25 protein-coding genes are annotated in these 24830 nt (G+C 62.7%); 17 read left to right on the top strand and 8 right to left on the bottom strand.

Going from position 1 to position 24830, the window contains the following annotated elements:
* Positions 1 to 111: 111 nt before the first annotated feature.
* Genes ACXJ16_RS26315 through ACXJ16_RS26305 form a run of 3 tightly spaced genes read right to left on the bottom strand, consistent with a single transcriptional unit; the run spans position 112 to position 5469 of the window.
* Positions 112 to 4332 (bottom strand): strawberry notch-like NTP hydrolase domain-containing protein, encoded by a 4221-nt coding sequence (locus ACXJ16_RS26315; RefSeq protein ID WP_463923393.1) that lies wholly within the window; start codon positions 4330 to 4332, stop codon positions 112 to 114.
* A gap of 34 nt (positions 4333 to 4366) precedes the next feature.
* Positions 4367 to 5233, bottom strand: a complete 867-nt coding sequence (locus ACXJ16_RS26310) for a DUF7146 domain-containing protein (RefSeq protein ID WP_463923391.1) — start codon at positions 5231 to 5233, stop codon at positions 4367 to 4369.
* Positions 5230 to 5469: a hypothetical protein gene (locus tag ACXJ16_RS26305; RefSeq protein WP_142639921.1), complete on the bottom strand. Its 240-nt coding sequence runs from the start codon at positions 5467 to 5469 to the stop codon at positions 5230 to 5232. Before ACXJ16_RS26305 ends, ACXJ16_RS26310 begins: the two co-directional genes overlap by 4 nt.
* A 224-nt stretch (positions 5470 to 5693) precedes the next feature.
* Between ACXJ16_RS26305 and ACXJ16_RS26300 the strand changes: the two genes are divergently transcribed.
* Positions 5694 to 5963 carry a hypothetical protein gene (locus ACXJ16_RS26300; RefSeq protein WP_142639919.1) on the top strand — a complete coding sequence of 90 codons (270 nt, stop codon included), beginning with the start codon at positions 5694 to 5696 and terminating at the stop codon, positions 5961 to 5963.
* A gap of 5 nt (positions 5964 to 5968) precedes the next feature.
* Here ACXJ16_RS26300 and ACXJ16_RS26295 read toward each other — a convergent pair whose 3' ends face one another.
* Complete coding sequence (locus tag ACXJ16_RS26295; protein WP_463923390.1) at positions 5969 to 7261, bottom strand: DUF8535 domain-containing protein; 1293 nt, start codon at positions 7259 to 7261, stop codon at positions 5969 to 5971.
* Positions 7262 to 7373: 112 nt separating this feature from the next.
* Here ACXJ16_RS26295 and ACXJ16_RS26290 point away from each other — a divergent pair, with 112 nt between their 5' ends.
* Positions 7374 to 8264 (top strand): lytic transglycosylase domain-containing protein, encoded by an 891-nt coding sequence (locus ACXJ16_RS26290; RefSeq protein WP_463923389.1) that lies wholly within the window; start codon positions 7374 to 7376, stop codon positions 8262 to 8264.
* A gap of 265 nt (positions 8265 to 8529) precedes the next feature.
* Here ACXJ16_RS26290 and ACXJ16_RS26285 read toward each other — a convergent pair whose 3' ends face one another.
* The 4 genes from ACXJ16_RS26285 to ACXJ16_RS26270 all read right to left on the bottom strand — a co-directional run bounded on the left by ACXJ16_RS26285 (position 8530) and on the right by ACXJ16_RS26270 (position 12201).
* On the bottom strand, positions 8530 to 9327 hold the full coding sequence (locus ACXJ16_RS26285) for a helix-turn-helix domain-containing protein (protein WP_463923387.1): 798 nt from the start codon (positions 9325 to 9327) through the stop codon (positions 8530 to 8532).
* A gap of 710 nt (positions 9328 to 10037) precedes the next feature.
* The gene (locus tag ACXJ16_RS26280) at positions 10038 to 10919 is read right to left on the bottom strand and encodes a replication initiator protein A (RefSeq protein WP_008831578.1); all 882 of its coding nucleotides are present in this window, start codon (positions 10917 to 10919) and stop codon (positions 10038 to 10040) included.
* Between the two features lie 230 nt (positions 10920 to 11149).
* Positions 11150 to 11578, bottom strand: a complete 429-nt coding sequence (locus ACXJ16_RS26275; RefSeq protein ID WP_037520545.1) for a hypothetical protein — start codon at positions 11576 to 11578, stop codon at positions 11150 to 11152.
* A gap of 188 nt (positions 11579 to 11766) precedes the next feature.
* Positions 11767 to 12201, bottom strand: coding sequence for a hypothetical protein (locus ACXJ16_RS26270; protein WP_463923385.1), 435 nt, complete (start codon positions 12199 to 12201; stop codon positions 11767 to 11769).
* 516 nt (positions 12202 to 12717) lie between these two features.
* On the opposite strand from ACXJ16_RS26270, the gene ACXJ16_RS26265 reads away from it, so the two are divergent.
* The 15 genes from ACXJ16_RS26265 to trbC are packed head-to-tail and all read left to right on the top strand — an operon-like array spanning position 12718 to position 24830.
* Positions 12718 to 13038 (top strand): hypothetical protein, encoded by a 321-nt coding sequence (locus ACXJ16_RS26265; RefSeq protein ID WP_008831576.1) that lies wholly within the window; start codon positions 12718 to 12720, stop codon positions 13036 to 13038.
* Between the two features lie 55 nt (positions 13039 to 13093).
* The gene (gene traL, locus ACXJ16_RS26260; RefSeq protein ID WP_008831575.1) at positions 13094 to 13384 is read left to right on the top strand and encodes a type IV conjugative transfer system protein TraL; all 291 of its coding nucleotides are present in this window, start codon (positions 13094 to 13096) and stop codon (positions 13382 to 13384) included.
* 1 nt (position 13385) lies between these two features.
* Entirely contained in the window at positions 13386 to 13958 is a 573-nt protein-coding gene (locus ACXJ16_RS26255) for a type IV conjugative transfer system protein TraE (protein WP_008831574.1), read from the top strand.
* On the top strand, positions 13955 to 14767 hold the full coding sequence (locus ACXJ16_RS26250; RefSeq protein ID WP_463923384.1) for a type-F conjugative transfer system secretin TraK: 813 nt from the start codon (positions 13955 to 13957) through the stop codon (positions 14765 to 14767). The genes ACXJ16_RS26255 and ACXJ16_RS26250 overlap by 4 nt, the downstream gene beginning before the upstream one ends.
* 3 nt (positions 14768 to 14770) lie before the next feature.
* Positions 14771 to 16096 (top strand): TraB/VirB10 family protein, encoded by a 1326-nt coding sequence (locus tag ACXJ16_RS26245; protein ID WP_463923383.1) that lies wholly within the window; start codon positions 14771 to 14773, stop codon positions 16094 to 16096.
* Complete coding sequence (locus ACXJ16_RS26240; protein WP_463923382.1) at positions 16083 to 17003, top strand: DsbC family protein; 921 nt, start codon at positions 16083 to 16085, stop codon at positions 17001 to 17003. The genes ACXJ16_RS26245 and ACXJ16_RS26240 overlap by 14 nt, the downstream gene beginning before the upstream one ends.
* Entirely contained in the window at positions 17000 to 17971 is a 972-nt protein-coding gene (locus ACXJ16_RS26235; protein WP_463923380.1) for a TraV family lipoprotein, read from the top strand. The genes ACXJ16_RS26240 and ACXJ16_RS26235 overlap by 4 nt, the downstream gene beginning before the upstream one ends.
* Positions 17972 to 17973: 2 nt before the next feature.
* Complete coding sequence (gene traC, locus ACXJ16_RS26230; protein ID WP_463923432.1) at positions 17974 to 20541, top strand: type IV secretion system protein TraC; 2568 nt, start codon at positions 17974 to 17976, stop codon at positions 20539 to 20541.
* 5 nt (positions 20542 to 20546) lie between these two features.
* Positions 20547 to 20912, top strand: coding sequence for a hypothetical protein (locus tag ACXJ16_RS26225; protein ID WP_008831568.1), 366 nt, complete (start codon positions 20547 to 20549; stop codon positions 20910 to 20912).
* Positions 20909 to 21610, top strand: a complete 702-nt coding sequence (locus tag ACXJ16_RS26220; RefSeq protein WP_463923379.1) for a type-F conjugative transfer system protein TrbI — start codon at positions 20909 to 20911, stop codon at positions 21608 to 21610. Before ACXJ16_RS26225 ends, ACXJ16_RS26220 begins: the two co-directional genes overlap by 4 nt.
* Positions 21591 to 22142: a S26 family signal peptidase gene (locus ACXJ16_RS26215; RefSeq protein ID WP_463923377.1), complete on the top strand. Its 552-nt coding sequence runs from the start codon at positions 21591 to 21593 to the stop codon at positions 22140 to 22142. The genes ACXJ16_RS26220 and ACXJ16_RS26215 overlap by 20 nt, the downstream gene beginning before the upstream one ends.
* Positions 22139 to 22777 carry a type-F conjugative transfer system protein TraW gene (gene traW / locus ACXJ16_RS26210; RefSeq protein ID WP_463923375.1) on the top strand — a complete coding sequence of 213 codons (639 nt, stop codon included), beginning with the start codon at positions 22139 to 22141 and terminating at the stop codon, positions 22775 to 22777. The genes ACXJ16_RS26215 and traW overlap by 4 nt, the downstream gene beginning before the upstream one ends.
* Complete coding sequence (locus tag ACXJ16_RS26205) at positions 22777 to 23055, top strand: hypothetical protein (protein WP_008828786.1); 279 nt, start codon at positions 22777 to 22779, stop codon at positions 23053 to 23055. The genes traW and ACXJ16_RS26205 overlap by 1 nt, the downstream gene beginning before the upstream one ends.
* 32 nt (positions 23056 to 23087) lie before the next feature.
* Positions 23088 to 24068, top strand: a complete 981-nt coding sequence (gene traU, locus ACXJ16_RS26200) for a conjugal transfer pilus assembly protein TraU (protein WP_463923430.1) — start codon at positions 23088 to 23090, stop codon at positions 24066 to 24068.
* A gap of 12 nt (positions 24069 to 24080) precedes the next feature.
* Positions 24081 to 24830: a type-F conjugative transfer system pilin assembly protein TrbC gene (gene trbC, locus ACXJ16_RS26195; protein WP_463923373.1), complete on the top strand. Its 750-nt coding sequence runs from the start codon at positions 24081 to 24083 to the stop codon at positions 24828 to 24830.

Here is a 24830-nt window from a genome sequence, read left to right as displayed (position 1 = left end):
TTCTCATCGTCCGGCCAATTCACGGACACCCTTCCCCTTCCCCCTCCTCTCTCCTGACCGGCCCGGCTGCATTGTCGCTCGGGCTCGATCAGGATGAGGAGGCGTAGATGGTCAGTGGGGCTTGAGGATTTCGGCGATGATGGTCTCGGCCTGCGCGACAGGGATGAAGACGCGGGTCCGGTACTGGATGATCTCGGTGAAGGCGCCGAGCGACTTGAGCCACGCAAGCTGCGATGCCGGGGCGTCGACGATCTCGACACGCGGGTTGCCGTTCACATGCGAGCGCTTGAAGGCCATCGGGAACGGGCGGTTCACCTGGACGCTGCGCCCGGCGAGGACGGCATTGGTGATGGCTTCGACGGGCATCTCCTCGCTGCTCGCAAGGCCCAGCTTGGTGAAGAGGTCGACGATGCTGTGCTCGAAGACGATACGGCCAAGCCAGCTGTTGCCATTCTTGTCGACGATCCGGTTGACCGCGAGATGATCGGAAGGCAGCGCCGACCAGATTGGCAGGAGGAGGCCGGTTGCGAGGCGCACCGTCTCGGTGTCCAGCTGCTCGGCCGCCTCATTGACTTCGGCCTGCCACTTCGCCCGGAAGGTCTCTTCGTCGATCTCTTCCCACGCCGTCTCGAACAGATCCGCCTCGCGCATGGACTTGCGGCTGCAAGGGCGCTGCAGCTCGATGCGAAGGATCGGCTCGCCCTCGTCGTCCATCCAAGCATTTGCCCGGCTGCGCAATGCGACGCGGCCCGACTTGGCATTCAGGACGAAAGCCGGGTTGTCGCGCCAGCGGACCATGTCGAGGATGCGCTCGAGCGAGATCGGGTTCTTGCGCCGTGCGATCTCGATGGTGAGGAGGTGCGTGGTGGCGCCGGTGCCGGCGTCTGTCCGCAGGATCGTGTCGCTGACGACGCGGGCGCTGTCGGCCGTGATCGTTTCGACACCGACATCGAGGGTGCCGGCCTCGCGGGCGGCGGCGACGCGGGTTTCAACGAGGGTGAGGTATTCCTCGAAGATCTTGTTCTGCAGCGCGATCGGCAGGGCCAACAGGCGATTGAGCCAGCGCTGGATCGGCGGCAGGTCTTCCTTCAGGACGCCGTCGCCCTCGGTGATCTCAAGGCCGCTGAGGTCCACGAACTCGGTCATGTTCGTGCTCTTGAGCTTGCCGAGATAGAGAAGGTGGAACCACGACACGAGGGCGTCCCTTGCGTATTCACTCTCGAGGTTGTCCGCGGGATCGAATAGGCCCTGCCCTCCGGTCTGGCGCTGGCCGCGTGTGAGGGCGCCAAGGCTGTCGAGGCGCCGCGCGATTGTCGAGGTGAAGCGCAGCTCGCCCTTGCAGTCGGTGGTGACGGGACGGAACAGCGGCGTCGACGCCTGATAGGTGCGGTGCGTGCGGCCGAGCCCCTGAATGGCCCGGTCAGCGCGCCAGCCCGGTTCGAGCAGGAGATGGGCACGCCGGTCCTGGTTCACCGCATCGAGGCTGGCATGGTAGGACCGGCCAGTGCCGCCGGCATCGGAGAAGACGAGCACCTTCTTCTGATCGTTCATGAAGGCGCTGGCCTCGGCCTGACTGGTGCGCGGTGTGCGGGTCTCGACCTTCTGGCGGCCGTCCGGGCCTGTGATGAGCCGCTTGGATCGCCCGGTGACTTCGGCGATGCGATCCGGCCCGAAATGCTCGATCAGGGCATCGAGGCCCGACTTGATTGGCGGGAGGGCGCACAGATGCTCGATCAGGTTGTCGCGCGCGGCCATCGCTTCGGGATTGTGGACCGGGTTGCCGTTTTCGTCGCGCATGGGCCGGGAATGCAGGGCGCCGGTGTCGTCCTTGAAGACCTCCATTTGGTGGGTCGGGAAGGCGCGCTTGAGGTAATCGACGATCTGGTCGGTGGGCGACAACTCGATCTGCGGCTCGGCGCGCTCCTCGGCCGTCATCTCGGAAAGCCGCCTGTCGAGGATCGCCTCGGCCGTTGTCACCAGCTGCACGACCACCGAATGATCTTGCTTCAGGTGCCCCTCGATCGCCGCGATCACGGTGGGCAGCTTCATGGAAAGCAGCACCTGGCCGAAGAAACGCTGGCGCGTCCCTTCCAGACGCGAACGGGCGGCGGCCTTCGCGCCCAAGTTCAGCGTCTTGCCCTCGAGGGCGTCGACCACGTTTGTCGCCTCGAGCGCGGCAGCAAGGTTGGTGTTGATGACCTGCCATGCCCGGCAATAGGTGTCGTAGATCTCGATCTGGGCAGGTGTCAGTTCATGGCGCAGCACTTCGTATTCGACGCCGGCGAAACTGAGCGCGCGAGCCGTATAGAGGCCAAGCGCCTTCAGGTCACGCGCGACCAGTTCCATCGCGGCGATGCCGCCCTGACGGATGTTGGAGATGAAGGATTCCCGGTCCGGGAAGGAGGTTTCCGGTCCCCAGAGGCCGAGGCGCACGGCATAGGCGAGGTTGTTGACGTCTGAAGCCCCAGTGGCGGACGCATAGAGCACGCGCGCATCGGGAAGATGGTTCTGGAGAAGGACCCCGCAGATGCCCTGCTGCGAGCCTTCGGTCTTGCCAAGGGCACCCTCGCCACCCGCGACGCCGCCCATTTCGTGGGCTTCGTCGAAAGCGATCACGCCGTCGAAGTCGGGGCCGGCCCAATCGAGGATCTGCTGTAGGCGCGTTGCGTCAGAGCGGCCCGATCGCAGCCCCGGATACGTGACGAACAAGGTGCCCTCTTCGAGCGTGATGGGCTGGCCGATCTTCCAGTTCGAAAGCGGCTGCACGTCGGCCGACAGACCGCCAAGCGCGGTGACGTCACGGCGGATGTCCTCGAGCAGGGGCTCGTTCTTGGTGACGAAGATGTGGCGGCGGCGGCCCTGCAGCTTGTTGTCGAGGATACAGGCAGCGATCTGGCGGCCCTTGCCCGCGCCGGTGCCATCGCCCAGGAAGAAGCCCTTGCGGTACTTGCGGCCTTCGGCATCGACAACGAGGCCGACCCCTTCCTTGGCCGGCTTGAAGGTGCCCGGCAGCGTCTGGTTCCAGGCCTGGCCTGCATAGACGACGGTTTCGAGCTGGGAGGAGGAGAGGAGCCGTTCGCTGACGGTGCGCTCGGGCAGATGGGGGATATGGTCGGGGATCGGCGCCGGGATCGAGCCCATGGCGACCGATTCGACGAGCGCTGTGGGGTGTTCGCCTGCTTGGTCGAAGACGATGCGGCTTGGCCGGTACGGCAGATAGACGCCGACCTGTTCGGCGAGCGGTGCCGGGGTGTCCAGCTTGCGATAGCCGACGGGCAGGACCGCATTGGCCTTGGGCGCGTGGTAGGGGCGCGGCGCGGCCACCCTGGTCTTGCGCACGGCGCCGAACAGCGAAGTGGGCTTCGCGGGCGCGACGCGAGCCAGATCCGCGGAGGGCTGCAGCTTGATGCGAGCAGGAATTTCGACGGCATCGAGGAAGTCGAGCACGGCTGCGTGCTCGATGACGGCGGGCATGAGGTCGCCGGCGATCTTGTCGATGACATAGAGGCGAACCGCAATGTTGGTGCCATGCTTGCGGTAGCAATGCTCGAGGCGAAGCGAGGAGCGCACCGTGCAGCCGCTCAGGATCGCTTCGTAGGCAGTACGAAGCCGCGCACAGGGCGTGAACCAGTCGGGCATGATGGCGACGACGCGTCCCCCTCGGCTGACCCGCTTGATTGCCGCCTGCAGATGGCGCAGCGCCGCCAGGTCATCGGCGCCGCGGCCGATACTGCGCGAGAACGGCGGATTCATGAGCACGACGCTGGGACGCGGGAGATCCGCGTGAAGGGCGACCAGCGCCGCACCATCATGGCCGGTGATCGTCGCATCGGGAAAGATATGCGCGAGCCGTTCGCGGCGGCGCGGGTCGATTTCGTTGAGCTGAAGGATGCGGCCGCGCGGGGCCTGGGCGATCAGAAGGCCGTTTCCGGCGCTCGGCTCGAGGACGACGTCGTCGGCGCCGATCGACGCGAGCAGCACGGCCAGCGCCGCGATGTCGGCGGGGGTGGAGAACTGCTGCAGCTCGATCTGTTCCTCGCTGCGCACGGTCTGGGTCGGCAGGCGCTGCATCAGCGCGGACGAAACAGCGATATCTGCAAGGGCGTTGATGCGATGGCCGTCGCTTGCGAGATGAAGGGCCAGGGCATGCTCGAGCATCTCGAAGCTGTCGCGCTGGGCCCAGCGCCCGTCGGCGTCGCTGCCGCCAAACGCCTGCACCATGGCCTCATTCAGCTGGCGGCGGGTGATGGCGGCATCGGCGGCGAGAAGGGCGGCGATCGTGCGCGCTGCCGGCGCATCATTGACGTGCGTGAGATCGAGAAGGTCGCGCATGGGGGTCTCCTTGGGCTCTCTGCCGAACGGCAGATCACCCTTCCCCTCCCCCTCCACTCTTCTGCGTCTCGTGAGCCTCGAGCACTTGGGCCCAATCCTTGAAGCCGTTCGGGAAATCGACGCGGATCACGCGGTTGTCATGGGCGTAGCGGTGCGATGCCCGGTTTACGGCCCGGCGCCCCGCCGTATCGTGATCGCCGGCAAGGATCAGTTCGGTCACGCTGTCGGGGATCGTCACCAGGCCGAACCGGCGCGAGCCGAGGGTCGCCCAGCACGGAAGGTTGTTGATGCGGCTCCAGGCCCGGGCCGTCTCGAAGCCTTCGGCAAGCCCGATGGTGGGGCCGATACCGCCACCGCGCCAGGCGCCCATGCCAAGCGAACCGATGGTCGCCTTGGCGGTGTAGCGCGCGGTTTCAGGATCGAGGAAGATCCGCTGCAGGGCGACAAGCCGCTGACCTTCGCGCACCGCGACCAGCAAGGCGGGCTTGAAGACGGTGTTGGGCTTGGCGCCATGCGGGCAGCGCGGATGAAAGCGCACGTCGCCGGGAACGGGAAGCAGGAATCGCGACCCCAGATAGCGTTCGCCGAGCGTGCCCGGGACGGACTGCGCCTGGGACCAGAGCCGCTCGATATTCGCGGTGCCGGCACGCACATTGTCTGGCGGCGGCTCGTAGTGGCGCGTGATGGCGATGCGATCGAGTTCGCGCAGCACGTCGATGGAATCGCAACCGGCAAAGCAGGTCACGAGGATGCCGCGATCTCCCTGCCGGAGGGACAGGCTTGGGGTGTGGTCATTATGGCAAGGGCAGCGGCACATGGCCCGGGTTCCGTGCCAGGTGCCGCGCAGGGTGCCGACGATGTCGATGAGCTGCTGCGAGGGGCGACGGGCGACGATAGTCATTGATCGTTGCCTGGCTGTGCCAGTGGCATGACACGCGCGATCGCGTAAATGGCTTCGCTGTTCTGGAAATAGGAGGCCACCGCCCGATCGTCGTCAGGATGGGCAGGCAAGCCGATGGTGGCGGAGCGGGCGCGCACATAGTCGACAAGCGCGCTTTCGGCCGCCGGCTTGCTGGGGTGAATGTCTACGATGTCATCAGATCCCGGCTCGCTGATGAAGAGAACAAAGCGTTCCATGGGGAGTTACCTCCATGACGCAGATGCGCGGTAAGGCAGCTGCTTATGGTTGAAGGGCGTTTGGCCGATCTGCTCGGTCCACTCCCTCTCTTCCCTCTCCACTCTTGCCGCATTTGTCTGTGAAAATACCTGATAGTCCAACGATATTATCGATTTACCTGTAAGAATGTAGGTTTCGGAATCGGATGCCCTGGTAGAAAATTACAGGTATAGCGGAAGGATAGATGTCACAGTTCACACCTCTCGAGATCGCCAACTGGATGGCCATTTACCTCGCGACCAGCCTGTGCTGTGCGATTGCCATGGTCCTGTCGGTCTCGGTCGCGCTGCACGGCATCTGGAACGATCGGATCTGGCAGGACGCGCGCAGCGTCAAAGGTGCTGCGTTGCTGCTGCCCCGGATATGGTGGCGCTGGCAGAAACTCTATCTGCTCTCGACGCCAGTGACGCTTGGCATCATCGGATATTTTGCGGCCAGCCTTTCCTGGCGCTGACGGCCTCAAAGGCCGAGCCCTCGAAGAAGCGCGCGCCGTCCCGTGTGAGCGTCATCGTCCTGCCGGTCGATGGTCACGATTTGCCCAAGATGCGCCATGCGTGGATGCGTGATGGCCTTGCTCGCCTCGTACTCCTCGGTTTTGAAGCCCATGGCCTCGACGACAAGATTGCGGATCTCGCCGGTCTCGCGTGATCTTGCCTCGATCAGGAAATCCGGGCGACACGGCCCATCGGGTGTCAGCGTGTCGAAAACCGGTTTGTCGATCGCGAGGTCGATGCCGCGGCCGTGCAATTCCTGCTGGGTGCGCAGGATGGTTCGGAAAACGTCGCGCTCGAAATCGGAATCGACCGGCGCGAACAGGCGCCCATTGAGGATGGGCTGGGCATAGGCGCGCAGCGGCGCGTATCCTTTGGCCTCGGGATATTTGCCGACGACGATGATGACCAGGAACGGACCCGCAATCGGGTTGCCGCGCACCGATGGCGACTGGATGCGGTTAGCGATCGTCACGGTGTCGCCGTCAGGCAGCGTGATTTCCTGTCCATGAATGCCCTTGGCATAGAGAAGGACAAAGCCTTGCGGCGCATGGTCGCGGGGCCATCTGTCCTCCAGCGCACGCAGCGTGGCGTAGACGGCGCGCGCCTGCAGGGGCTTCGGGTGGGTCCAGAAGGCTTTCTCCAGCTGGATTCCCGGCGCGATCTCGATCAGCCCCGCCGCTCTGGTGAGCGCCGCGAACTCATGCCGGATCGACCATTCCTCCCGATAGGCGAGCGGAGCAATGCGGTTGACGCCGGCAGCGGCCATGAGGCGCCAGAGCAATCGGGCCAGCCTCGGGATCGAGGCGTGTCGGGTGCGATCGTCGTTGGAATCGTCCTCGGGGCGCTGCGCCAATTTCTCCGGCGCGGGTTTAAGCACCTCGAAGAAGCCTGAGGGTGGCTCGAGCGGCGTCGATCGCGAGCGTACCTCGCTGATGCGGATCGTCACCTGGTCGCGGAAGAACGGGCAGTCGGGCAGATGCTCGGGCCGCTTCGAACTGGTGAGTCGGCGCAGATAGTATGTTTCTGCCTCGGAGAGAAAGGCCGGCGTCAGGATGGCGGGAGCCTTGTCGGCGCCAAGACAATCGCAGGCGATCCACCTGTGCCCGATCCGGGCCTGCTGGACGAGCGTGATGCCGGCCTGTTCGTCGTGGACCGTGCCTTTGCCGACGTACCATCGGATCAGCGCCGCGCGCAGATCGGGGGGTAGAGGGATGCGATTTGAGCCTTTGCCGTTGGTGTCGCGGGGGACGAGCCACATGCTGGAAGCCTTCCAAAGCCTTTTTCTAAAAAAGTGTTCGTGAGCTTGGCGGCGTTGACAAGGGCAAAGGCGGTGAACTCCAATTCTCTTATCAAGGCTTTGGAGGGTTCATATGCGTGTACATCGAGCATCGGGACTGATCGCGTTACTTTGCATCGTTCCCAATAGTGTGAGCGCGGGCGAAGTAAAAACGACGCGAAAGGTGGAGCTTGTCGTCATGGGGCAGCCTGTGCCGGAGGCGGACGTCTCGCCGGTAATGCCGGCTGCTGGATCTGACGCGGGTATTCCCGAGGCGTTCCGCGTCCATGATCTGTCGCGCCGCTATGTTGAGTACCAGATGGGGCAGGAGTTTTCTGCGCCGGCAGTGGGCCAGGGCGAGCTTGCAGCCTCGTATGATCTGGCGGCGGCCGGGGTTGCACCGGTTTCCTCGATCGCGGTGCCAGGATGGATGAAAGGGCAATATCCCGCGCTTGCTGCAGTGCTTTACACGCCGGGATGCGCCTCCATTCCCTATCGTCCGGCGGGCTTTCTGAAGCCGGATGCAGAGGCGCGCCGCGCCGCCTATTATGGAATGATGAGTGCAATCGCCTGCGAACACGGCATTCCGACCGGGCTGTTTGACGCGATGATCATTCAGGAGAGCCGGTATAATCCGGCAGCGATCTCGAAGATGAAAGCCTACGGCCTGGCGCAACTGATGCCGGGGACTGCGGCCCAGCTCGGGGTTAACCCCTATGATCCCGTCCAGAACCTGCGCGGCGGCGCCCGTTATCTGCGGACCCAGCTCGACACGTTCGGGCAGGTACATCTGGCGCTGGCGGCCTATAACGCCGGGCCGGGCCGGGTTAAGGGCGGGGTTGTTCCGCGGATCAGGGAAACGCAGGGCTACGTGGCGACTATCCTCGATAATTGGTCGCGGCTGCGTGGATATGGTGCGGTACAGCAACGGGCCCGTTTCGTGCCTGAGCCCAAAGGCCGCACCGTAGCGGTATCGGCATTCTGATCCCTTTGAATTTCGCACCATTCCGACCCTTCGTTTAGCGCGAGCGGATGAAAAGAGGGCGGAAGAAGTCGCATGCTCCCCCTGGGAGCACGTGGCGGCGTAGCCGACACTCCTGAGGGTGCGGCTTTGTGCGTTGGTTTCCTGAGTGAGCTGTTGATGCGGCCTTGGATCGTCAGATCGGTGCGTTGGCCGACTTAGGCCAACTCCATTTTCCCTTATACAAATAATATTTGGTTTGCGGTTAAGTGCCATAATGAACCTCGCGCTATGAAGCACATGAAAGGGCCACCTTTGCCCTCGCTGATGCTTTGCGTTCACGGTCTTCCTTATTGTCCATTGCAGCGCCAAGCTGGGCAAGGACGCCGCCGAGCACGCCGCCCACGGACATCTTTGCAAATTCCTTGCATGAAAGGGACGCGACCATCGCGCTGACCTGCTCGGCTTCATCCGAACGGCGCCAGTCATCGTCAACGGGGGGTGGTGCAGAGCGCATCCAGCGAGGCGTATATCGATGCACACTCTTGGGCGTTAGAATGCGGTAGACGTTGGAAGTCTGCTTGAAACGAGGTCCAGGACCATCGGCTTCAACCCGTTTGAACCGGCGCTGCCGGATGATGAAGCCGATGACTTCCAGGACGGCGAGAGCGCGCCTGACAGTCGAACGGCCAAGACCCGTTGCCTCAACAAGATGGTCGTAACTAGGATAAACCTTCCCGGCGCACAGGCGCGCCAGCTTGGTCAGCTCTTCGTAGATGCGCACAGCCGAGGCCGTAAGGGTCGTGAGCAGCCGTTCAGATGCAGTGAGGCTGCGTAGGCCCGCCTTGTGCTCGCGCAACAGCTTCCTGCCGGCATCGAGTGCATACCTGGCCTTGGCCAGCATGCGATCAGGCTCGCCCTTGCTCGGCACCTGGAAGAAGGTTTCTTCGAAGGTGTTCGCCTCGAGGCTGCCCGCCCTTACAGGGACCCCGGTGCGATGCTTCGCGCCGGAACGGGACTTCTTCGTATTAACTGGGACACCGGACAGCACACTTTGTGCCGTATCACCGACTGCATAGATCCCCATCGTCATCCTCCTTGATGGAGGCTGGACCAGGCAAAGAGGCTCCGTGGCGCAGAACGCGCATCCTTGCATCGGGGACCGGGATCGGTTATGTCGGGTCTAGGAATGTGGAGACCGTTAGCGGTTGGCGCCGCTGACATACCCGATCGAAATTCGATCGCTGAAATTGGGATGCCCGGCCCTAGCGCCGGGTTTTCCTTTATTTGGTCACAGCCAAAACTCCTGCTTCAGAAACAATTCACCACCGATGCGGCATTGCCTCGCTGTAGTGTAAGCATGCGATCGAGAGCTGATGCATGCGCGAAAGGCAATTGAATCGGTTCTCATTGAATGGCTGCATCGCTGTCGAAGCCAAAGAGGTTTGACTCGTGCTTTGACACGGAAAACTCATTTTTCTTTCGTGCTTTGACACGGAAAAGTGTGCTTGCGATGATCGTAGGCAGAGTTCGCTTGCACCCGTTCCGCAGAACAGTTCGTGTTTTGACACGGAAAACTATCTGATGGCGAGCGTAGGCCAAGTCCGGTCGGCCCGGTCCCAAACAAGAGTTCGTGCTTTGACACGGAAAACCCTGCTGAGAGGGACGATCTCGTCGACGGCTGCAGGGGGACGGACGATTCGTGCTTTGACACGGAAAACCTCTGATGGGGTTCTGTGTTCGTGCCTCAAGCAGTAAGCAGAGATCAGGTATGACTTGTGCTGCAATACTCATTCATCAATCGAACAATGGAAGTGTCTGATTGTCCAATTGCGTGATTGGGATGGACGAGAACAACACGATCGTCTTTATCTTAGGTCGCCCACCACGAGCCGACGGTATTTTCTCTTCGGCTAGGCGAACCTCATATTCGGGCAGAGTCTGGTCTTCAGCTACGACGCGTAGTTGCCTTTTGAAGTGCTCAAGTCCCCGCTTATCAGTTGCGCATCCAACTCTTTCAGCAAGAGTTTCCATGTCAATTTCAAAGCCCGTTTCGTCAACGCAGTTGAATTTGGCCAACTCATACAATCGCCGTTCAATCGGGCCGAGTTTGAAAAATCCCAAATGGTAAGCGGCAATGCGCTTGTCCTGCAGGATGGCGCGATATAGCCAATCGCATACCATCACTTCGATTTTCTTGACCCTGCGATCACCATTGCTGGATTTGATGTACTTAATATCGGCCTTCAGAAGCCACGAGAAAGCGCTGTCCGAACCTTCTCCCCCGGTCTCAATGTTCGTGATGATCTGAGTGCCTTGGAGGCGAGCCAGGGAAGCTTTGAGCATGTCATAGGATCGGGCTGACGGGTTGGTGCTCGTCACGCGAAATAAATCATTCGCGGTGAAGCTCATCACCCGGTCGACCCTTTCACCGCGATCCATGCGTTCAGCCATGAGGCTGGCGATATATAGAAGAATTTCCTTGTCATAAATCGTAGCAACCCCTGTTTTACTGGGGTTGATCTCGATCCGCGCGGAGCCGTTTTCAAAGACCATGGGGGTCATTTGAGGCCGTTTGGAGAGGGCAAAGAATGGAAACTCCGCAACCGTTCGCTCCCCATGCACGTCCGCGTACAGTGGGCTGTCGAGTTCGAAGAGGTCGCGTTGCTGGATATCCATACCTAGGTGCCTTGAGCGGTTAGCGATCGAAAGCATGGTTCGCACGGTGTGCGATGTCTATCTCGCTTTGTTCCGCGGCTTAGTTTTCCGTGTCAAAGCACGAACATTTGCTGTGGGATGATGGCCTGGGTGCGCCTTGGGCCGCCTAATGGCGCCCCAACGGTCAGGATTCGTGCTTTGGCACGGAAAACCCTCCAGCCTGTTGATTCTGTGTGCCCGGCTGCGCTTAGCTAGAACGTTGCCCGATCTCTGAGACGGACTTCCTTGCGATCCGCAAAGTCTGCGTAGGCAGTCTCGATTTCAGCCATAACGAGATCGATGATCCATTCGCCATGCGAGGCGCGGACATCGTCCCATTCCAAACCGCCAAGCCGGTCAACCACCTGCTTCATCTGGTCGTGGAAGCGATTGATGATGCCAGCGTAGAGTTTGATCTGAGATTCAACACCCTCGCTGGCCCCACCTGCCCCGCTATAAAGGTCACTGACAAGAGCGGCTTCGAGCGGTGAGAGATCCAGTGCAGCTGCTACTGCGCGGAACTCATGCATATACAACGGTCGACGCTTGCTGGGTTCCGGGTGGAACACGTTATGGGTTCGGGTCTTTGAGAGACCAATTTTATCTGCAAGATCGCGGTATTGCAGGCCGTCCTGCTTCATTCGGCATAAGACATAGTCAACGAAACCAAATGATTGGACCGGGCTCTCAGTAAGCTGGTCCGTTTCAAATGTTGGTGCCCCCATCGCCAATCCTCCGGTAATGCCCTCTAAGCGATACCGAAAGGAATGGCCGTTGCAAACCCCTCGCAAGAGCGAAGAAGCAATATCGCGGAAATAACTATAATCCGTCAGTTAATTGATTTTACTCCGGACGAGCCAGGCTTAAGTAATTTGCGATATTCTGCGGCTTCATCCGATGTAAGTCCAATCTTTAGAAGAACTTCCGTCCGGTTTGCCTCGACCATGAAATCAAACATGATTACCGAGAGGGCGTCCGCAAATTCGATTGAACTTCCAATGGCCTCCTCAATGGCCTTGGAAGACGTGGATATTTTGTCAGAGCTTGATTCGAGGATTTCAACTTCGAGAGGAATTTCTCCTTTACTGGGTATCATCTGAAGATGCTTAATTATGTGCTGGGGCTTACGCCTCGCAGTCACTGAATTAGCAAGTTTTGCGCGATCATTTATCATGTCGCCAAATGATGAATGCTTGAGAGAACTGTTAGAGTGCAGGCGTATGCACTCCGTGGTTAGACGGAAGTAGTATTCCGACACATCCATTCGATATGTGTTCTGTTCATTTGACATAATTACTTACCGATCCCCGCTCGAATCAGCCATCCAGCTGCTCCCCAACCTTGTACGATAGGATAGATTGCAAAATTTCCAACGATCCATGTGGGTTATGAAGATTATGCTCAACAGTGAAGCACTTATGCGAGCGTGATAGCCGTGAAATGTAGGTTGTCCCCCATTTGGGACAGCAGTCCCGCTGGTAGGACCGTGGTCCCTGCAACAGGACAGCGGTCCCGCTCATAGGACCGTGGTCCCGGATACGGGACAGCGGTCCCGCTGGTAGGACCGTGGTCCCGGATGCAGGACGGCGGTCCCGTGCGTAGGACAGCGGTCCCCCGAATGGGACCAAAGGGCCGATTCGGGGCGTCATTTCCGCCTTGTCGGAAAAGAACGTCCAGTCCCCAAGCATGTTCCTGCTTTTCAGGCTTGTCGGTGCGGTGAGGTGTTCGCCAGCCTTCCTTTGGGCGCGCTGAAATGCGCTCGATTGAAGGAGACTCTTATATGAAGACCCTGCTCAACCGCGGCGTGAGCCGTGAAGCCACCGCAGCTGCAGTGATCGGCCTCGCCGCTGCTGCCGTTGCTTTCGCCGGCCCGGCATTCGCCGGCGCCGACACCACCTTCGACACCGCCCTGACGCAGTTCACCGGCTTCCTCGAAGGTTCGGGCGGCAAGATCATCACGGTGCTCTCGCTCGCGGGCGGTATCGTCGGTCTCGCCTCGGGCCGTTTCAGCCTCGGCCAGGTCGCGATCCCGGTCGGCGTCGGCGTCGGTGCCGGCACCGGCATTCCGATCGTCACCTCGACCGTCACCGCCACGATCTGACCCGACTGCCGGCGAAGTAGCAGCTTCGCCGGCACCTTTTGGAAGGTGGCGTGGCATGGCAGCCGACAAGTATGTGATCCCCTCTCATCTCGACGATCCCGAGTTGATCGGCTTCTGGACGCTTGATGAGTTCCTCGCGATGGTCCTCCCCTTCATCTGGGGAATCCTGTCCCAACACATCGTCATCGGGATTGGCTTTGCCTTCCTGGGCTGGTGGGCTCTACGAAAAGCCAAGGCGGGACGGGCAACATCGTGGCTGATCCATCTGGCCTACTGGCATCTGCCGGGCGGGTTTCCGTCGCTGCGGGCCACGCCGCCTTCCTACCTCCGACTGATGGTGGGCTGACATGGAATTTTCGTATCAGCACGCGCAGAGCCAACGCATCCTGCGCCAGCGCAACATGCTGGGGGTCACGGCCCTCGTTCTGGCGGGCGTCGTCGCCCTGCTGCTCCTCTTCTCGGTCACGCGCAGCCGCGAGATCGTGCTCCAGCCCGTCCTGCGTTCGCCGCTGACGCTGTCGAGCGCGGGCGTCTCGCGTGAGTACCTCGAGCTGATGACGCGGGACACCGCGATCCTGACGCTCGATCGCTCGCCCGGTAGTCTCGACTACTGGATGAAGTCGGTGCTCGAGATCGTCTCGCCTCGCGCGCAGGGCAAGATCAAGGCGGACCTGCTCGAGATCGTCAACGAGCAGCGCGGCTCGAGCATCTCGCAGTACTTCCAGATCCAGTCGATGGAGATCGACACCCAGAACCTGCGTTCGAGCGTCACCGGCAAGCTCAACACGGTGGTCGGCCAGAAGGTGGTCTCCAGCGACATTCGCACCTTCCAGTTCACCTGGGAATATTCGGGGCTTTCGCTGAAGCTGATCGGCTTCGGGATGGTCCAGCCAGAAAAGAAGAAAGGCGGGCTGTCATGACACCCACCCAATACCTGATCGGCTCGGCCATCGCCGGCGCCGCGCTGTGTTCGCGCATGTGCATTGTGAGCCGCACGACGGGCGCGTTGCTTATCGCAGCATCGGCAATGGGCATTTCGGCGCCCGCCTTGGCGCTGGGCGACCAGACGCTGATGGCCTCGGACGGCAGCCAGGTCGAATGCAGCGCCTCGGCGCGCGACCTAACCCGGATCAGCCTTGTCGAAGACGAGTTCGCGTCGGTCTCGAAGATCAACACCGGCAATCCGGCGGACGACTTCAGCGTGGTCAACGAACCGGTGCGCGGCGACATCTATCTGTCGGTGCCGGACGGGTTCGCCCGCCCTGCCCTGTCGTTCTTCGCGACCTCCAAGCGCGGCTACGTTTACAAGTTCATCTGCCGGATCGCAGGCGACCAGGCGGTGCAGGTTTTCATTTCGAACCCGGCGATCGCCAAAGCCGATGCCGCCGAGGCCGGGCCACGGGGCGTCCAGCAAGCCAGTTCGCAGGATCGGGCGATCGAGCTGGTCCAGGCGATGTACGGCGGTCAGATCGTTGACGGCTACGAGATGCGCCAGCGCTCCCTTCGCCCGGTCTACGTGGGCGACCTCAAGGTTCAGATGATCGCGGAATATCGCGGCTCGGAAATGACCGGCCGCGTTCTGCGCATCGAGAACAAGGGGACGCAGGAAGCGACCCTGACCGAGGCCAGCGTTGCGCCGGCCTCCTCGCTTGCGGTTTCGATCGCCGAGCCGCGCCTCGCGCCCGGCAACGTCACGACCGCTTACCTCGTCTCTCGTACCGGGAACTGAGCCATGGACTTGAAGGGTATCTTTTCGCGCTCGCGCAAATCCCTCGACGGCCCCGAGGGCGGCGAGGGCGTGTCGCCGGTAGCCAATGAGCTGGACGGCAACACCGAAACCCGCCGCAAACAGCGCATGCTCCTGAGCGGCGTGGCGGTGGTTGGTGTGGTGGCCGCCAGTATGTGGATCTTCTCGGACAACGGGAAGGTCGCAGGGCAGTCGGATGACAAGATCGAGGATGTCCAGGTCTCGACCAAGGACATGATGAACCGCAATCTCTCCGAGCAGGAATGGATGGCGCAGTCGGAAAACCGTTTCCAGAGCCAAGAGAACCAGCTCAAGTCGGTGGGCGGCACCAATGCCAAAGTCGCGCAGCTTTCCGAGCAGATCGAGGCGCTGCGCGCGCAGAACCAGTCGATGACAGCTGATGGCCAACGCGTCGTCAGTGCCTACCAGACCGAGAACGAGCAGCTGCGCCGCCAGATCAACGAGAGGGCCACTCCGGTTGCGCCGCAGCCCGGTCCCGCCGCTCTCTACGGCCCGGGCTCCCCTACCTATCAGCGTCCTGGCGCTGGTGGCGACGCTGGACCGGACTCGCCCCCCGTCCGGTCCAGCGAAGTCAAAATCGTTTCGTTCACCGGGGGCGAGACAGGCAACGCCAAGAAGGTCGAGAAGGGCAATACCGTCTATACGGACAGCCCGAACTACCTTCCGCCCAATAGCTTCGCCACCGCCAAGGTCATCGTCGGGGTCGATGCGGCAGCTGGCGTGCAGAGCCAGACCGATCCCCTGCCCGTCGTGCTGCGTGTCACCGGCCCCGCCCGCTCGGTGCTTCAGAACGGTAAGCTGCTGACCACCAAAATCCAGGGCTGCCTCATCAACGGTGCCGCGCGCGGCGAACTGTCGAGCGAGAAGGTCTACGTGAAGCTGCAGAAGATGACCTGCCCGCAGCCCGGTGGCCGCTATGCGGTGTCCGAGGTCAAGGGCTTCATCGCCTTTGGCGGCAAGACGGGCGTTCGCGGCCGTGTCGTGAGCCGTGAAGGCAGCCTCGTCAGCCAGGCCTTCATTGCCGGTCTCGTCGGTGGCTTTGGTCGCGGCTTCGCCGCCAATTCCAACAATGCGCTCACCCAGCCCAACGTCATCGTCGATGGCAAGCGGCAGGATCTGTCGATGGGGGACATCGCCAAGGGCGGCCTTGGCGAGGGCGTTTCGCAGACCGGCGACATGGTCAGCAAGTACCTGATCGAGCGCGCCGAGCAGTACCAGCCCGTCATCGAAATGCCCACCGGCGTCGATGTCGAAATCGTCTTCCTGGAGGGTGTCTATGTCCGCAACTGAACATCTTGAAGGCAGCGCCGAGAGCGCCGTTCCTGACCTGGAGACAGAGGTGAAGCGTCCGCTCATGCGTAACGCCTTCCTCTATTTCACCTGCGCGCTGGCCTTTGCCGGTGGCGGGATCGCAACGCTGGCCTATGCGCGCGATTTCATGGCGCCGCCGAGCAAGAGCGTCGCCGAGCTGCTGAAAGCGCGCCTGCCCAAGACCAAGGTCACGAGCGTCAATTGCGACAAGGTAGATGGCCTGTGCGAAGTGACTGCCGGCAGCAACCTGTTCTACATCGATCGCACCGCGCGCTATCTTGTGATCGGCCGCGTCTACGACATGGAGACGCGCCAGGATCTGACCGCGACGCGGCTCCTCGAGATGAACCCGGACATGCTGCTGGGCGGTTCGGCCAAGGCCAACGCGGCGGGCGCTGACGACAGCGAGCCCGCGCTGGCGGCGCGACCTGCCGCAGCGGCCAAGGCTGCGGCTGCGCCGGTCCAGAAGCTGCCGCTGGGTGAGCTGCCCAAGGAAGGCGCGATCGTCTGGGGCAATTCCTCGGGCAAGACCGTCACCGTGTTCAGCGATTTTCGCTGCAGCTACTGCCGTGCGCTGAGCAACACGCTTGCCTCCATGAACGTGCGCGTCGTCGAGCGGCCGATCTCGGTGCTCGGAAGCCGCGACATCGCGGACAAGGTCTACTGCGCGAAGGACAAGGCGAAGGCGCTCCATGCCGCCTATTCGGGGCAGGACATCAAGGGCACCGGGCCCTGCAACACGTCGGGTCTCGATGCGAATGAGGCGTTTGCTCATAAGCACGGCCTGAGCGGCACGCCCGTCATCGTGCGCGGTGATGGCAGCGTGCTCGAGGGTTATCGGCCCAAGGAGTTCCTCGAGAACTGGCTCAAGGGAGGCCAATCGTGATGCGGGGGCGTCTTGCCCTTGCGGGCCTCTTGCTGGGCAGCGCCAGCCTCTCGGGTTGCATGTCGCTGAGTGGCAACGTGAAGGGCGATTTCGCCTGCCGCGCGCCTGACGGCATCTGCGCGCCGAGCGGCAACATCGACGATCGGGCGCTGGCCATGATCTCGGGCGATGAAGGCGATCACATGATCGTGCCTGCCGGACCCTATGTGGAACCGCCAAGCGAAGGGCGCGGCTACCAGAAGGCCAGCTCTCCGGTTCGCACGCGCGAACGGGTGCTGCGCATCGTCTTCCCCGCGCAGATCGACGCCTCCGGGCGGCTTCACGAGCAGACGGCGGTTCACGCTGTCGTCGAGCGCGGCGAATGGTCCGAGGCGCTTGCCGGCAATGCGGTGGCCGGTACGGCCGAGGAAGTCGCCGCTGCCGCTGGTCGCGATACGCTCCTCGCCGCTGTCGAGCGCGCCGAGCCGCCCATGATCGAGACGCTGGCAGTCGATCCCGATCTTCCCACTCCTGAGGCCGTCGCCATGGCGCGCGCGCAGGGCAATGGCGGGGAAGTCCAGTCGAGCGACCCGGTCGGGGACATCAAGGATCAGGTCGCCCGCAGCCTCACCACGCCGCGTCGCACGCGCGCGGCGTCATCCACTCCCAAGCCCCAGCGCCAGGCTCAGCCCAAGCCTGTCGCGAAGGTGCCGGCCACCCAACCGGCGCCTGCCACCCCCCTCTCATCCGCGTCCCCTGCCCCGGCCCCAAAGGACGGTGTCGCAGCTCAGCCCGTAGTGGCTGGACCGATGATCTCGGTGCCACAGCACGCAACCGCGAAGGGCAAGGCTGCGATCGCGGCCGTTGAAGCCGATCCGGCCATTCGCGGTGCGCTTGGACGAGCGGAGCCCGAAGCCAGGGCCGCCGCGAAGGAAGCCAGTCCCCTGCCCGTGATGCGCGCCGGGTCGTTTCCGGGAGTGCAGCCATGAATATGTTCAGCAAGATCATGGGCGCAATCCTGGGCGACAACTCGAAGCCAGAGGCAGGGCGCCCTGACACCACGGTCCCTCGCCTCGTCCATTGGCTGCCTTACCGCAGCTACGATCCCAAGACGCACCTGTTCTACAATAGCGCGTCGCGGGGCTTCGTCCTCGAGGCGACGCCGATGATGGGCGCGAACGAGCGCACCTCGGAGATCATGACGCAGTTTCTCTCCGAAGGCGTGCCGACGCCTGGAACGCTGCAGTTCCATGGCTGGATGAGCCCGCGCGTGGGTGAGCGCCTGTCGCAGTGGTATCTGCCGCGCTTCATGGCCGGCAGCGTCTACGAGCGCATGGCCAAGCATCGCACCGAGTACCTGCTCGATGGGGTCTGGAACTCGCTGTCCTCGGCCGCGCCCTTCCATCTGCGCAATCATCGCCTCGCGATTTCCTATGCCACCCCGGAAACGAGCCGGGTGACGAACGAGGAAATCGTCTCGGTCCTCGAAAGCCTGACCTCCTCGCTGGAATCGATCGGCATCCATGCGCGCCCGATGGACCCGCAGGCGCTGATCGCGTGGATCGACGACATCACGTCGCCGACGACGGCGCCCGGTGACGACAACATCATCTACAACCCGTTCGATCCGATCGCGGACCAGGCGGTGCGGCACGATCTGGAGATGAAGATCGAGCCTGACCGTATCCTCCTGCGCACCGAGCGGTTCCGCCCGACGGGCAAGATGGTCGACGAGGCACCGGAGATCGGGGAGATCTATCCCGACGTCTTCGACGTGCGCTCGTTCTCGGTGCGCAACCTGCCGCAGCGCTGGGCGCCGTGGGACATGGCCAAGCTGATCGGCGATATGTTCGCCGACAAGCTGCGCATGCCCTGCCCGGTTTCGACGAACCTGTGCCTCGATTTCCCGGATGCCGAAAGCGAGAGCCTGCGCGCCTCGCGCAAGTTCATGCGCACCACCAGCCTTGCCGATTCCAAGTCGGCGCGGATGCTGCCGCAGCTGAAAGACCAGTCGCGCGAGTGGGAGTTCGTCAAGGATGAGCTTCGGCAGGGTCGCAAGCTGATCCAGGCGTTTTACTCGGTGACGTCATTCTCGCCCAAGGGCAAGGGCGATGCCAACGAGCGCGTCCTGAAGTCGGTATACCGCGCCGCGGGATGGGATCTGCTCGACGATCGCTACCTGCAGATCCAGGGCCTGCTCGCTGCAATGCCGATGACGATGGCCAACGGCCTGTCGTTCGACCTGAAAAACATGAAGCGCTTCCGCTCGGTCCTGACGACGACGGCGTCCAGCCTCGCGCCGATCCAGGGCGAGTATCTCGGCGCCAATGTGCCGCACATGATGCTGATCGGGCGGCGCGGCCAGCCCTTCTTCTGGTCGCCGTTCGAGAACAACTCGGGCAACCACAATGTCGCGGTGTTCGGCAAGTCCGGTTCGGGCAAGTCCGTCGCGCTTCAGGAACTTTGCTCCGCCTTGTGCGGAGCCGGGGCCAAGGTGGTGGTGATCGACGATGGCCGCTCGTTCGAGCACTCGGCCAAGCTGCAGGGCGGTGCCTTCGTCGAATTCACCATGTCCTCGGGCTTCTGCATCAACCCCTTCTCGATGATCGACATGGAAATGGCCGAGCGGGATGAGGATTACCTCATGGACTGCTTCGCGATGCTCAAGTCCATCGTCAACCAGATGGCGCGTCACGTCGACAAGCTCAACGATACCGAGCGCGGCCTGATCGACGGCGCGGTCAACGAGGTCTGGAGCGCCAAGGGCCGCCAGGGCTCCATCGACGATGTGATCGCGGCGCTGACGGAAACCGGCAATCCGCTCGGCGTGGATCTCGGCATCGCCATGCGTCCCTTCTCGTCGTCGGGCACTTACGGCCGCTTCTTCCAGGGCGAGGTTTCCTTCGAGTTGAAGGCGAACCTGACTGTCTTCGAGCTGTCGGACCTGTCCTCGCGCGAGGAACTGCGCTCGGTGGTGCTGACCGCCATCATGTTCATGGCATCGCAGATGATGCGCCGCGTGGACCGCTCGATCCCCAAGGCGCTGCTGCTTGATGAAGCCTGGCAGATGCTGAAAGGCGGGTCGATGGCCGACTTCATTGAAGCCTATGCCCGTACCTGCCGCAAATACGGGGCCTCGCTGGTGACGGCGACGCAGAGCCTCAACGACTACTACAAGTCCGACGGATCGCGCGCGGCGCTGGAGAACAGCGACTGGTCGGTCATCCTCGCCCAGAAGGAGGAGACCATCAACGACTTCAAGCGGCTCGGCCGCTTCGACATGGACGATCACACCGATGCGCTGGTGCGGTCCCTGAAGCGCAGCGGCATCGAGTATTCTGACGTCTTCATCAAGGGGCCGGACATGCAGGCGACTGGCAGGCTCGTCCTCGATGCCTACTCGGCCACCGTCTTCTCTTCCTCGCCCAAGACCTTCGCCGCGATCCACGATCTGCTCGGCCAGGGCCTGTCGATGGATGAGGCGATCGAGCGGGTCGCCTTCCCCAACAATCCTGAAAAGTGGGGCGGTGACGACGCCGTCCCGATCGCAGCGGAGTAAGCGGGATGGCGAGCATCGGTGTGCAGCGTAAGGCCCGTCAGGATCGACAGGACGGGCAGGACCGAGGGACCGACCCGAGGTTCCTCCTCTATGTCCTGCTTCATACCATCGGATTTCTGGCTGTGACCCTGCTGATGACCTGGGGGGCGTTCGTCCTCTTCTTCGTCGCGATCGGCGGCTTCAGTCTCGATGGGATGATGCACCAGCTGGCCAACCTCTCGAGCCGCTACATCGCGGCTGAGGCTTCGCGCACCGCCGATTTCAAGGTTCTCGTCGCCGTGCTGCACCTCGTGGTGGCCGGTGTGATCGTCTTCTTTCGCCGGCACGCCATCGTGCCGCGCGACACTTTGAGCCCGGAGCAAGGCGCATGAGCGAACCGACCTGGAATAGTGAAGTTGGACCCGAGAGCGATGCTCTCGCCGCCACCGCCCCCGCATCCACACCACAGCCCGAACCCTCGCTCGCAAGCGCTATTCCCGCAGCGCCGGCGGCGGCCGCCGCGCAGCCGCGCAAGACTGTGTTTGCCGGGTATACCGCGAGCCAGCTGATCCTTGGCGTCGCGGTGGTCGCGATGCTGATATGGGGCATGTGGGTGACGCGCACGATCATCACCCCGCCGCAGAAGATCGTGAAGGCCAATCTCTCGAGCATCGTCGGCGACTATGTGCAGGCGCAGGCGCGCAGCGCCAGCCCTCCCCAGGAGGTCGAAGCCGAGATGCGCAAGTTCATGACTTCGCTCGATGGCGAACTGCAGCGCCGCAGCGCTTCGGGACAGGTGATCCTTGTCGGCGAGGCGGTGCTCTCCAAGGGCGTCGAGGACATCACGCCGGATGTGATGAAGGCGGTCTATGCCTCTGGCGTGAAGCGGCCGACGCCCGCCTCTGCAGAACAGTTGATGCAGAGCGGTAGTGACGGTCCGATCCCGCAGGTGCCGATCAATCCGCCCGCGCCTCAGGCTGCTGCGGGAGCAAGCGCGTTCGGGCCGATGCCGGAACAGGCGCCCGCAGCTGCGGCGCCGATGGCTGATCCCGCGAGCTTTGGAGGGTCTTATGGCGCAGGCGGTCAGTGAGCCCCTCCCGGTCGAGGCAAAGCCGCGCCGCTGGCGGCCCAACATGCGGCTATGGGGACCGATCGGTCTCCTGATCGCGGGCAGCGCCGTCTATTCCGCAATCAGCGACTGGCGTGACAGTCACGGTCTTCTCATCAACACTTCGCAATCGCTGCCCAATTGGGCCTTCGTGATCCACAAGACCGCCAAGCCGGAGCGCGGCCAGTACGTTTTCTTCGTGCCGCCCGCTCATCCGCTGGTCGTGCGCCACTTCGGCGCGAAGAAGCAGATGTTCGGCAAGATCGTCTACGGCATGCCGGGAGACATCGTCAGCCATCGCGGCGCCGAAGTGCTGGTGAACGGCAAGGTCGTAGCGCGCATGAAGCCCCGCACCCGCTTTGGTGAGCTGCTTGCTGCCGGACCTGTGGGCGTAATCCCGCCGCAGTGCTACTTCGTTGGCACGCCGCACAAGGACGGCTTCGACAGCCGTTATGCCGCGATCGGCTATGCCTGCGCCGGGAAGATTGTCGGTGTCGGGGAGGCGATCCTGTGAAGCGGCCCCTCGAAAACAGTGCCCTCGTCATCCTGTGCTCGCTGACCTTGTCGTCTGCAGGCCAGGCCAGCGATCACGGTGTCGTCGGTCAGACTTTTCCGGTCATCGAGACGGATCTTCTCTCGGTGATCGAGCAGCGCCTTCAGAACCTACAGGCATCGGGCGGGATCGACCGGATGAATGCCGAGTTCGCGCGGCGCGCCGAGGTCAAGGTTCGTCGGCCGACCCCGGTTGCCGGGATCACGCCGGCAACGCAGGCGCGGGTCTGGGCCTTCGATCCGACGATCGTCATCGAGAAGGACGTGAAGGACCAGAAGGGCAACTTCGTCGCTCGCGCCGGGCAGACGGTGAATCCTCTGGACTTCGTAGCGATGCACCAGGCCCTCGTCTTCGTCGATGGCGACGACAAGGCGCAGATGGAATGGGCAACCAGCCAGTATTCTGACCTCAAGGCCAAGATCATCCTCGTGTCGGGCTCGCCGATCGAGGAGATGACCGCGCGCAAGCGGCGGTTCTATTTCGATCAGGAGGGCCGCCTGACCGGGAAGTTCGGGGTGCGCCATACACCCGCTGTCGCCGAGCAGGACGGCAAGGTCATCAAGGTTTCCGAAATCAAGCTGAAGGGGGCAAGCTGATGCCGCTGTGGCTCGACCTGCTGAAGACGCCGATGGCCGCGCCCGAGACGCCTCGCCTCAAGGCCATGCGTCGCACCTTCCAGGGGCTGTGCATTCTTTGCGCGCTGGGTGTCACGTTCATCACGCCGCTGACAGCCCTGCTGGGCAGGCTCGCGCCTGTTGGCATCGCAGCGCTGCTGGTTTCGACGGCCGCCTACACCGCGCTCTACGTCGCGCGAAAGAACCGGGCCGATCAGGCATGGCTCGATGCCGCGACCTCGCAGGAGCCGGTGTCGTGAAGGTGCTGCGTTGCCTCGTCGCGATCTTCGCGATGTTCATCGCCTCTGCGCTGATCGCACCTTCCGCGCAGGCGCAGTCACGCTGCACCGGCAAGTTCGTGAACCCGATCACGGACGTGTGCTGGTCCTGCCTGTTCCCGCTGTCGATCGGTGGCCTCAGCATCTGGCCGAGCACTCGTCCGGACACCAATAACCCGAGCCTCCCAATCTGCGCCTGTGGCAGCCCGATCCCGCGCATCGGGATCGCCGCCGGCTTCTGGGAGCCGGTTCGCCTTGCGGACGTCTCGGTGAAGCCCTGGTGCTTCGTGAACCTTGGCGGCATGAAAATCGCGCCGGGCTTCGACATCGGCCAGGGCCAGTTCACGGGGCCGTCGCAGGTCGGTGGTCAGGCGCAGAACACGTCCAAGTGGCACGTCCACTGGTACGTCTATCCCCTGCTCTACTGGATGGAGATCCTGACGGACTTCCTCTGCTTCGAGCAGGCGTCCTTCGACATCGCCTACATGACCGAGGTCGATCCGCTCTGGCAGGACGATACGCTGACCACGATCATCAATCCCGAGGTCGTAATCTTCGCCAATCCGATCGCCAAGGCGGCCTGCGCCGGCGACTGTATCGCGGCCACTGCGCGCCTCCCCCTCGATGTGACGTTCTGGTGCGCCGGGTGCCAGGGCTCGATGTACCCGATGAATGGCAACATCTCCTCGTCGATCGGCCATGTTCAGGCTTCCCGCCTCGCCCTTTCGCGCTTCGCCTTCAAGATGCACCGGCAGGGCCTCGCGTGGGGGACCATGGGCAGCAAGGGCCTGTGCGACAAGTATCTGATGCCGGTGCTCAAGAAGCAGCAATACCGGATTCAGATGACCAACCCGATCCCGACGGTCAGCGGCAAAATGGGTTGCTCGCCGATCGGCGCTTCGACGCTGCCGCCGCAGACCGGCCGTGCTTACCCCGTCCAGGGCGAGGACATGGGCTACCTCGTCTGGCGCAAGCGTAACTGTTGTGTGCTCTAGGAGACATATCCGATGCGACGCAGAACCTTGGTCCTCGGCGCGATTGCGGGCCTTACCGCCATCGGCGGCATCCAGGCCATCGCCCAGAACATCGACGGCCTCGACCTCGAGGCAGTGCGCAAGCGGGCCGCCGCGATGCAGGAGGATGCCCAGACCTTTGCCGATCACGTCAAGGGTCGCGGCGATGCCTTCCGGGAAGAAGCGCTTGCCGTCCAGCAACAGGGCACCGACAGCCTGACCGATCTGGCCAAGGCGGATCTGCCGATGAACGGCGATGGCCCGTTCGACTTCGACGAGATCATCCAGGGCGCATCGCAGAATGTGGCGGGGACCAAGGGTGATGCACCGCAGTTCATCGTCTTTGCGAGCCTCTCGATGCCGCCGGGGGCTCTGCGTCAGCTGATCGCGGATACGTCGAAGGCCGGAGGGATCATCGTCTTCCGCGGCTTCCCCAATAATTCGCTGAAGGCGTTCACCTCCGGGCTCGCCAAGGTGGTCACCGAGAAGGACCAGCTTTCCAATGTCGGGATCGATCCGCGCCTCTTCCGCGCCTTCGATGTGACGGCCGTCCCGACTTACGTTGCGGTGTCCTCCGAGTTTGATCTGTGCGCCGGCCTCAACTGCAAGACGGTGGTGCCCCCGCACGATCGCATGACCGGCAACGTCTCGGTCAATTACGTGCTCGAGTCCTTCGTCGATGGTCATGGCCCCGGCGCCGGTGTAGCGTCGGTCGCGCTGCGCAACATGGGCAAGGCCAGCTGA

This window comes from Novosphingobium sp. TK71, assembly GCF_055361505.1.
The sequence above is the reverse complement of the archived record's forward strand: the minus strand, read 5'-3'. Positions and strand labels throughout refer to the sequence as shown.

Coding starts and splice junctions, on each gene's coding strand:
- ACXJ16_RS26315 (WP_463923393.1), bottom strand. CDS start 4,332: ATGCGCGACCTTCTCGATCTCACGCACGTCAATGATGCGCCGGCAGCG.
- ACXJ16_RS26310 (WP_463923391.1), bottom strand. CDS start 5,233: ATGACTATCGTCGCCCGTCGCCCCTCGCAGCAGCTCATCGACATCGTC.
- ACXJ16_RS26305 (WP_142639921.1), bottom strand. CDS start 5,469: ATGGAACGCTTTGTTCTCTTCATCAGCGAGCCGGGATCTGATGACATC.
- ACXJ16_RS26300 (WP_142639919.1), top strand. CDS start 5,694: ATGTCACAGTTCACACCTCTCGAGATCGCCAACTGGATGGCCATTTAC.
- ACXJ16_RS26295 (WP_463923390.1), bottom strand. CDS start 7,261: ATGTGGCTCGTCCCCCGCGACACCAACGGCAAAGGCTCAAATCGCATC.
- ACXJ16_RS26290 (WP_463923389.1), top strand. CDS start 7,374: ATGCGTGTACATCGAGCATCGGGACTGATCGCGTTACTTTGCATCGTT.
- ACXJ16_RS26285 (WP_463923387.1), bottom strand. CDS start 9,327: ATGGGGATCTATGCAGTCGGTGATACGGCACAAAGTGTGCTGTCCGGT.
- ACXJ16_RS26280 (WP_008831578.1), bottom strand. CDS start 10,919: ATGGATATCCAGCAACGCGACCTCTTCGAACTCGACAGCCCACTGTAC.
- ACXJ16_RS26275 (WP_037520545.1), bottom strand. CDS start 11,578: ATGAAGCAGGACGGCCTGCAATACCGCGATCTTGCAGATAAAATTGGT.
- ACXJ16_RS26270 (WP_463923385.1), bottom strand. CDS start 12,201: ATGGATGTGTCGGAATACTACTTCCGTCTAACCACGGAGTGCATACGC.
- ACXJ16_RS26265 (WP_008831576.1), top strand. CDS start 12,718: ATGAAGACCCTGCTCAACCGCGGCGTGAGCCGTGAAGCCACCGCAGCT.
- traL (WP_008831575.1), top strand. CDS start 13,094: ATGGCAGCCGACAAGTATGTGATCCCCTCTCATCTCGACGATCCCGAG.
- ACXJ16_RS26255 (WP_008831574.1), top strand. CDS start 13,386: ATGGAATTTTCGTATCAGCACGCGCAGAGCCAACGCATCCTGCGCCAG.
- ACXJ16_RS26250 (WP_463923384.1), top strand. CDS start 13,955: ATGACACCCACCCAATACCTGATCGGCTCGGCCATCGCCGGCGCCGCG.
- ACXJ16_RS26245 (WP_463923383.1), top strand. CDS start 14,771: ATGGACTTGAAGGGTATCTTTTCGCGCTCGCGCAAATCCCTCGACGGC.
- ACXJ16_RS26240 (WP_463923382.1), top strand. CDS start 16,083: ATGTCCGCAACTGAACATCTTGAAGGCAGCGCCGAGAGCGCCGTTCCT.
- traC (WP_463923432.1), top strand. CDS start 17,974: ATGTTCAGCAAGATCATGGGCGCAATCCTGGGCGACAACTCGAAGCCA.
- ACXJ16_RS26225 (WP_008831568.1), top strand. CDS start 20,547: ATGGCGAGCATCGGTGTGCAGCGTAAGGCCCGTCAGGATCGACAGGAC.
- ACXJ16_RS26220 (WP_463923379.1), top strand. CDS start 20,909: ATGAGCGAACCGACCTGGAATAGTGAAGTTGGACCCGAGAGCGATGCT.
- ACXJ16_RS26215 (WP_463923377.1), top strand. CDS start 21,591: ATGGCGCAGGCGGTCAGTGAGCCCCTCCCGGTCGAGGCAAAGCCGCGC.
- ACXJ16_RS26205 (WP_008828786.1), top strand. CDS start 22,777: ATGCCGCTGTGGCTCGACCTGCTGAAGACGCCGATGGCCGCGCCCGAG.
- traU (WP_463923430.1), top strand. CDS start 23,088: ATGTTCATCGCCTCTGCGCTGATCGCACCTTCCGCGCAGGCGCAGTCA.
- trbC (WP_463923373.1), top strand. CDS start 24,081: ATGCGACGCAGAACCTTGGTCCTCGGCGCGATTGCGGGCCTTACCGCC.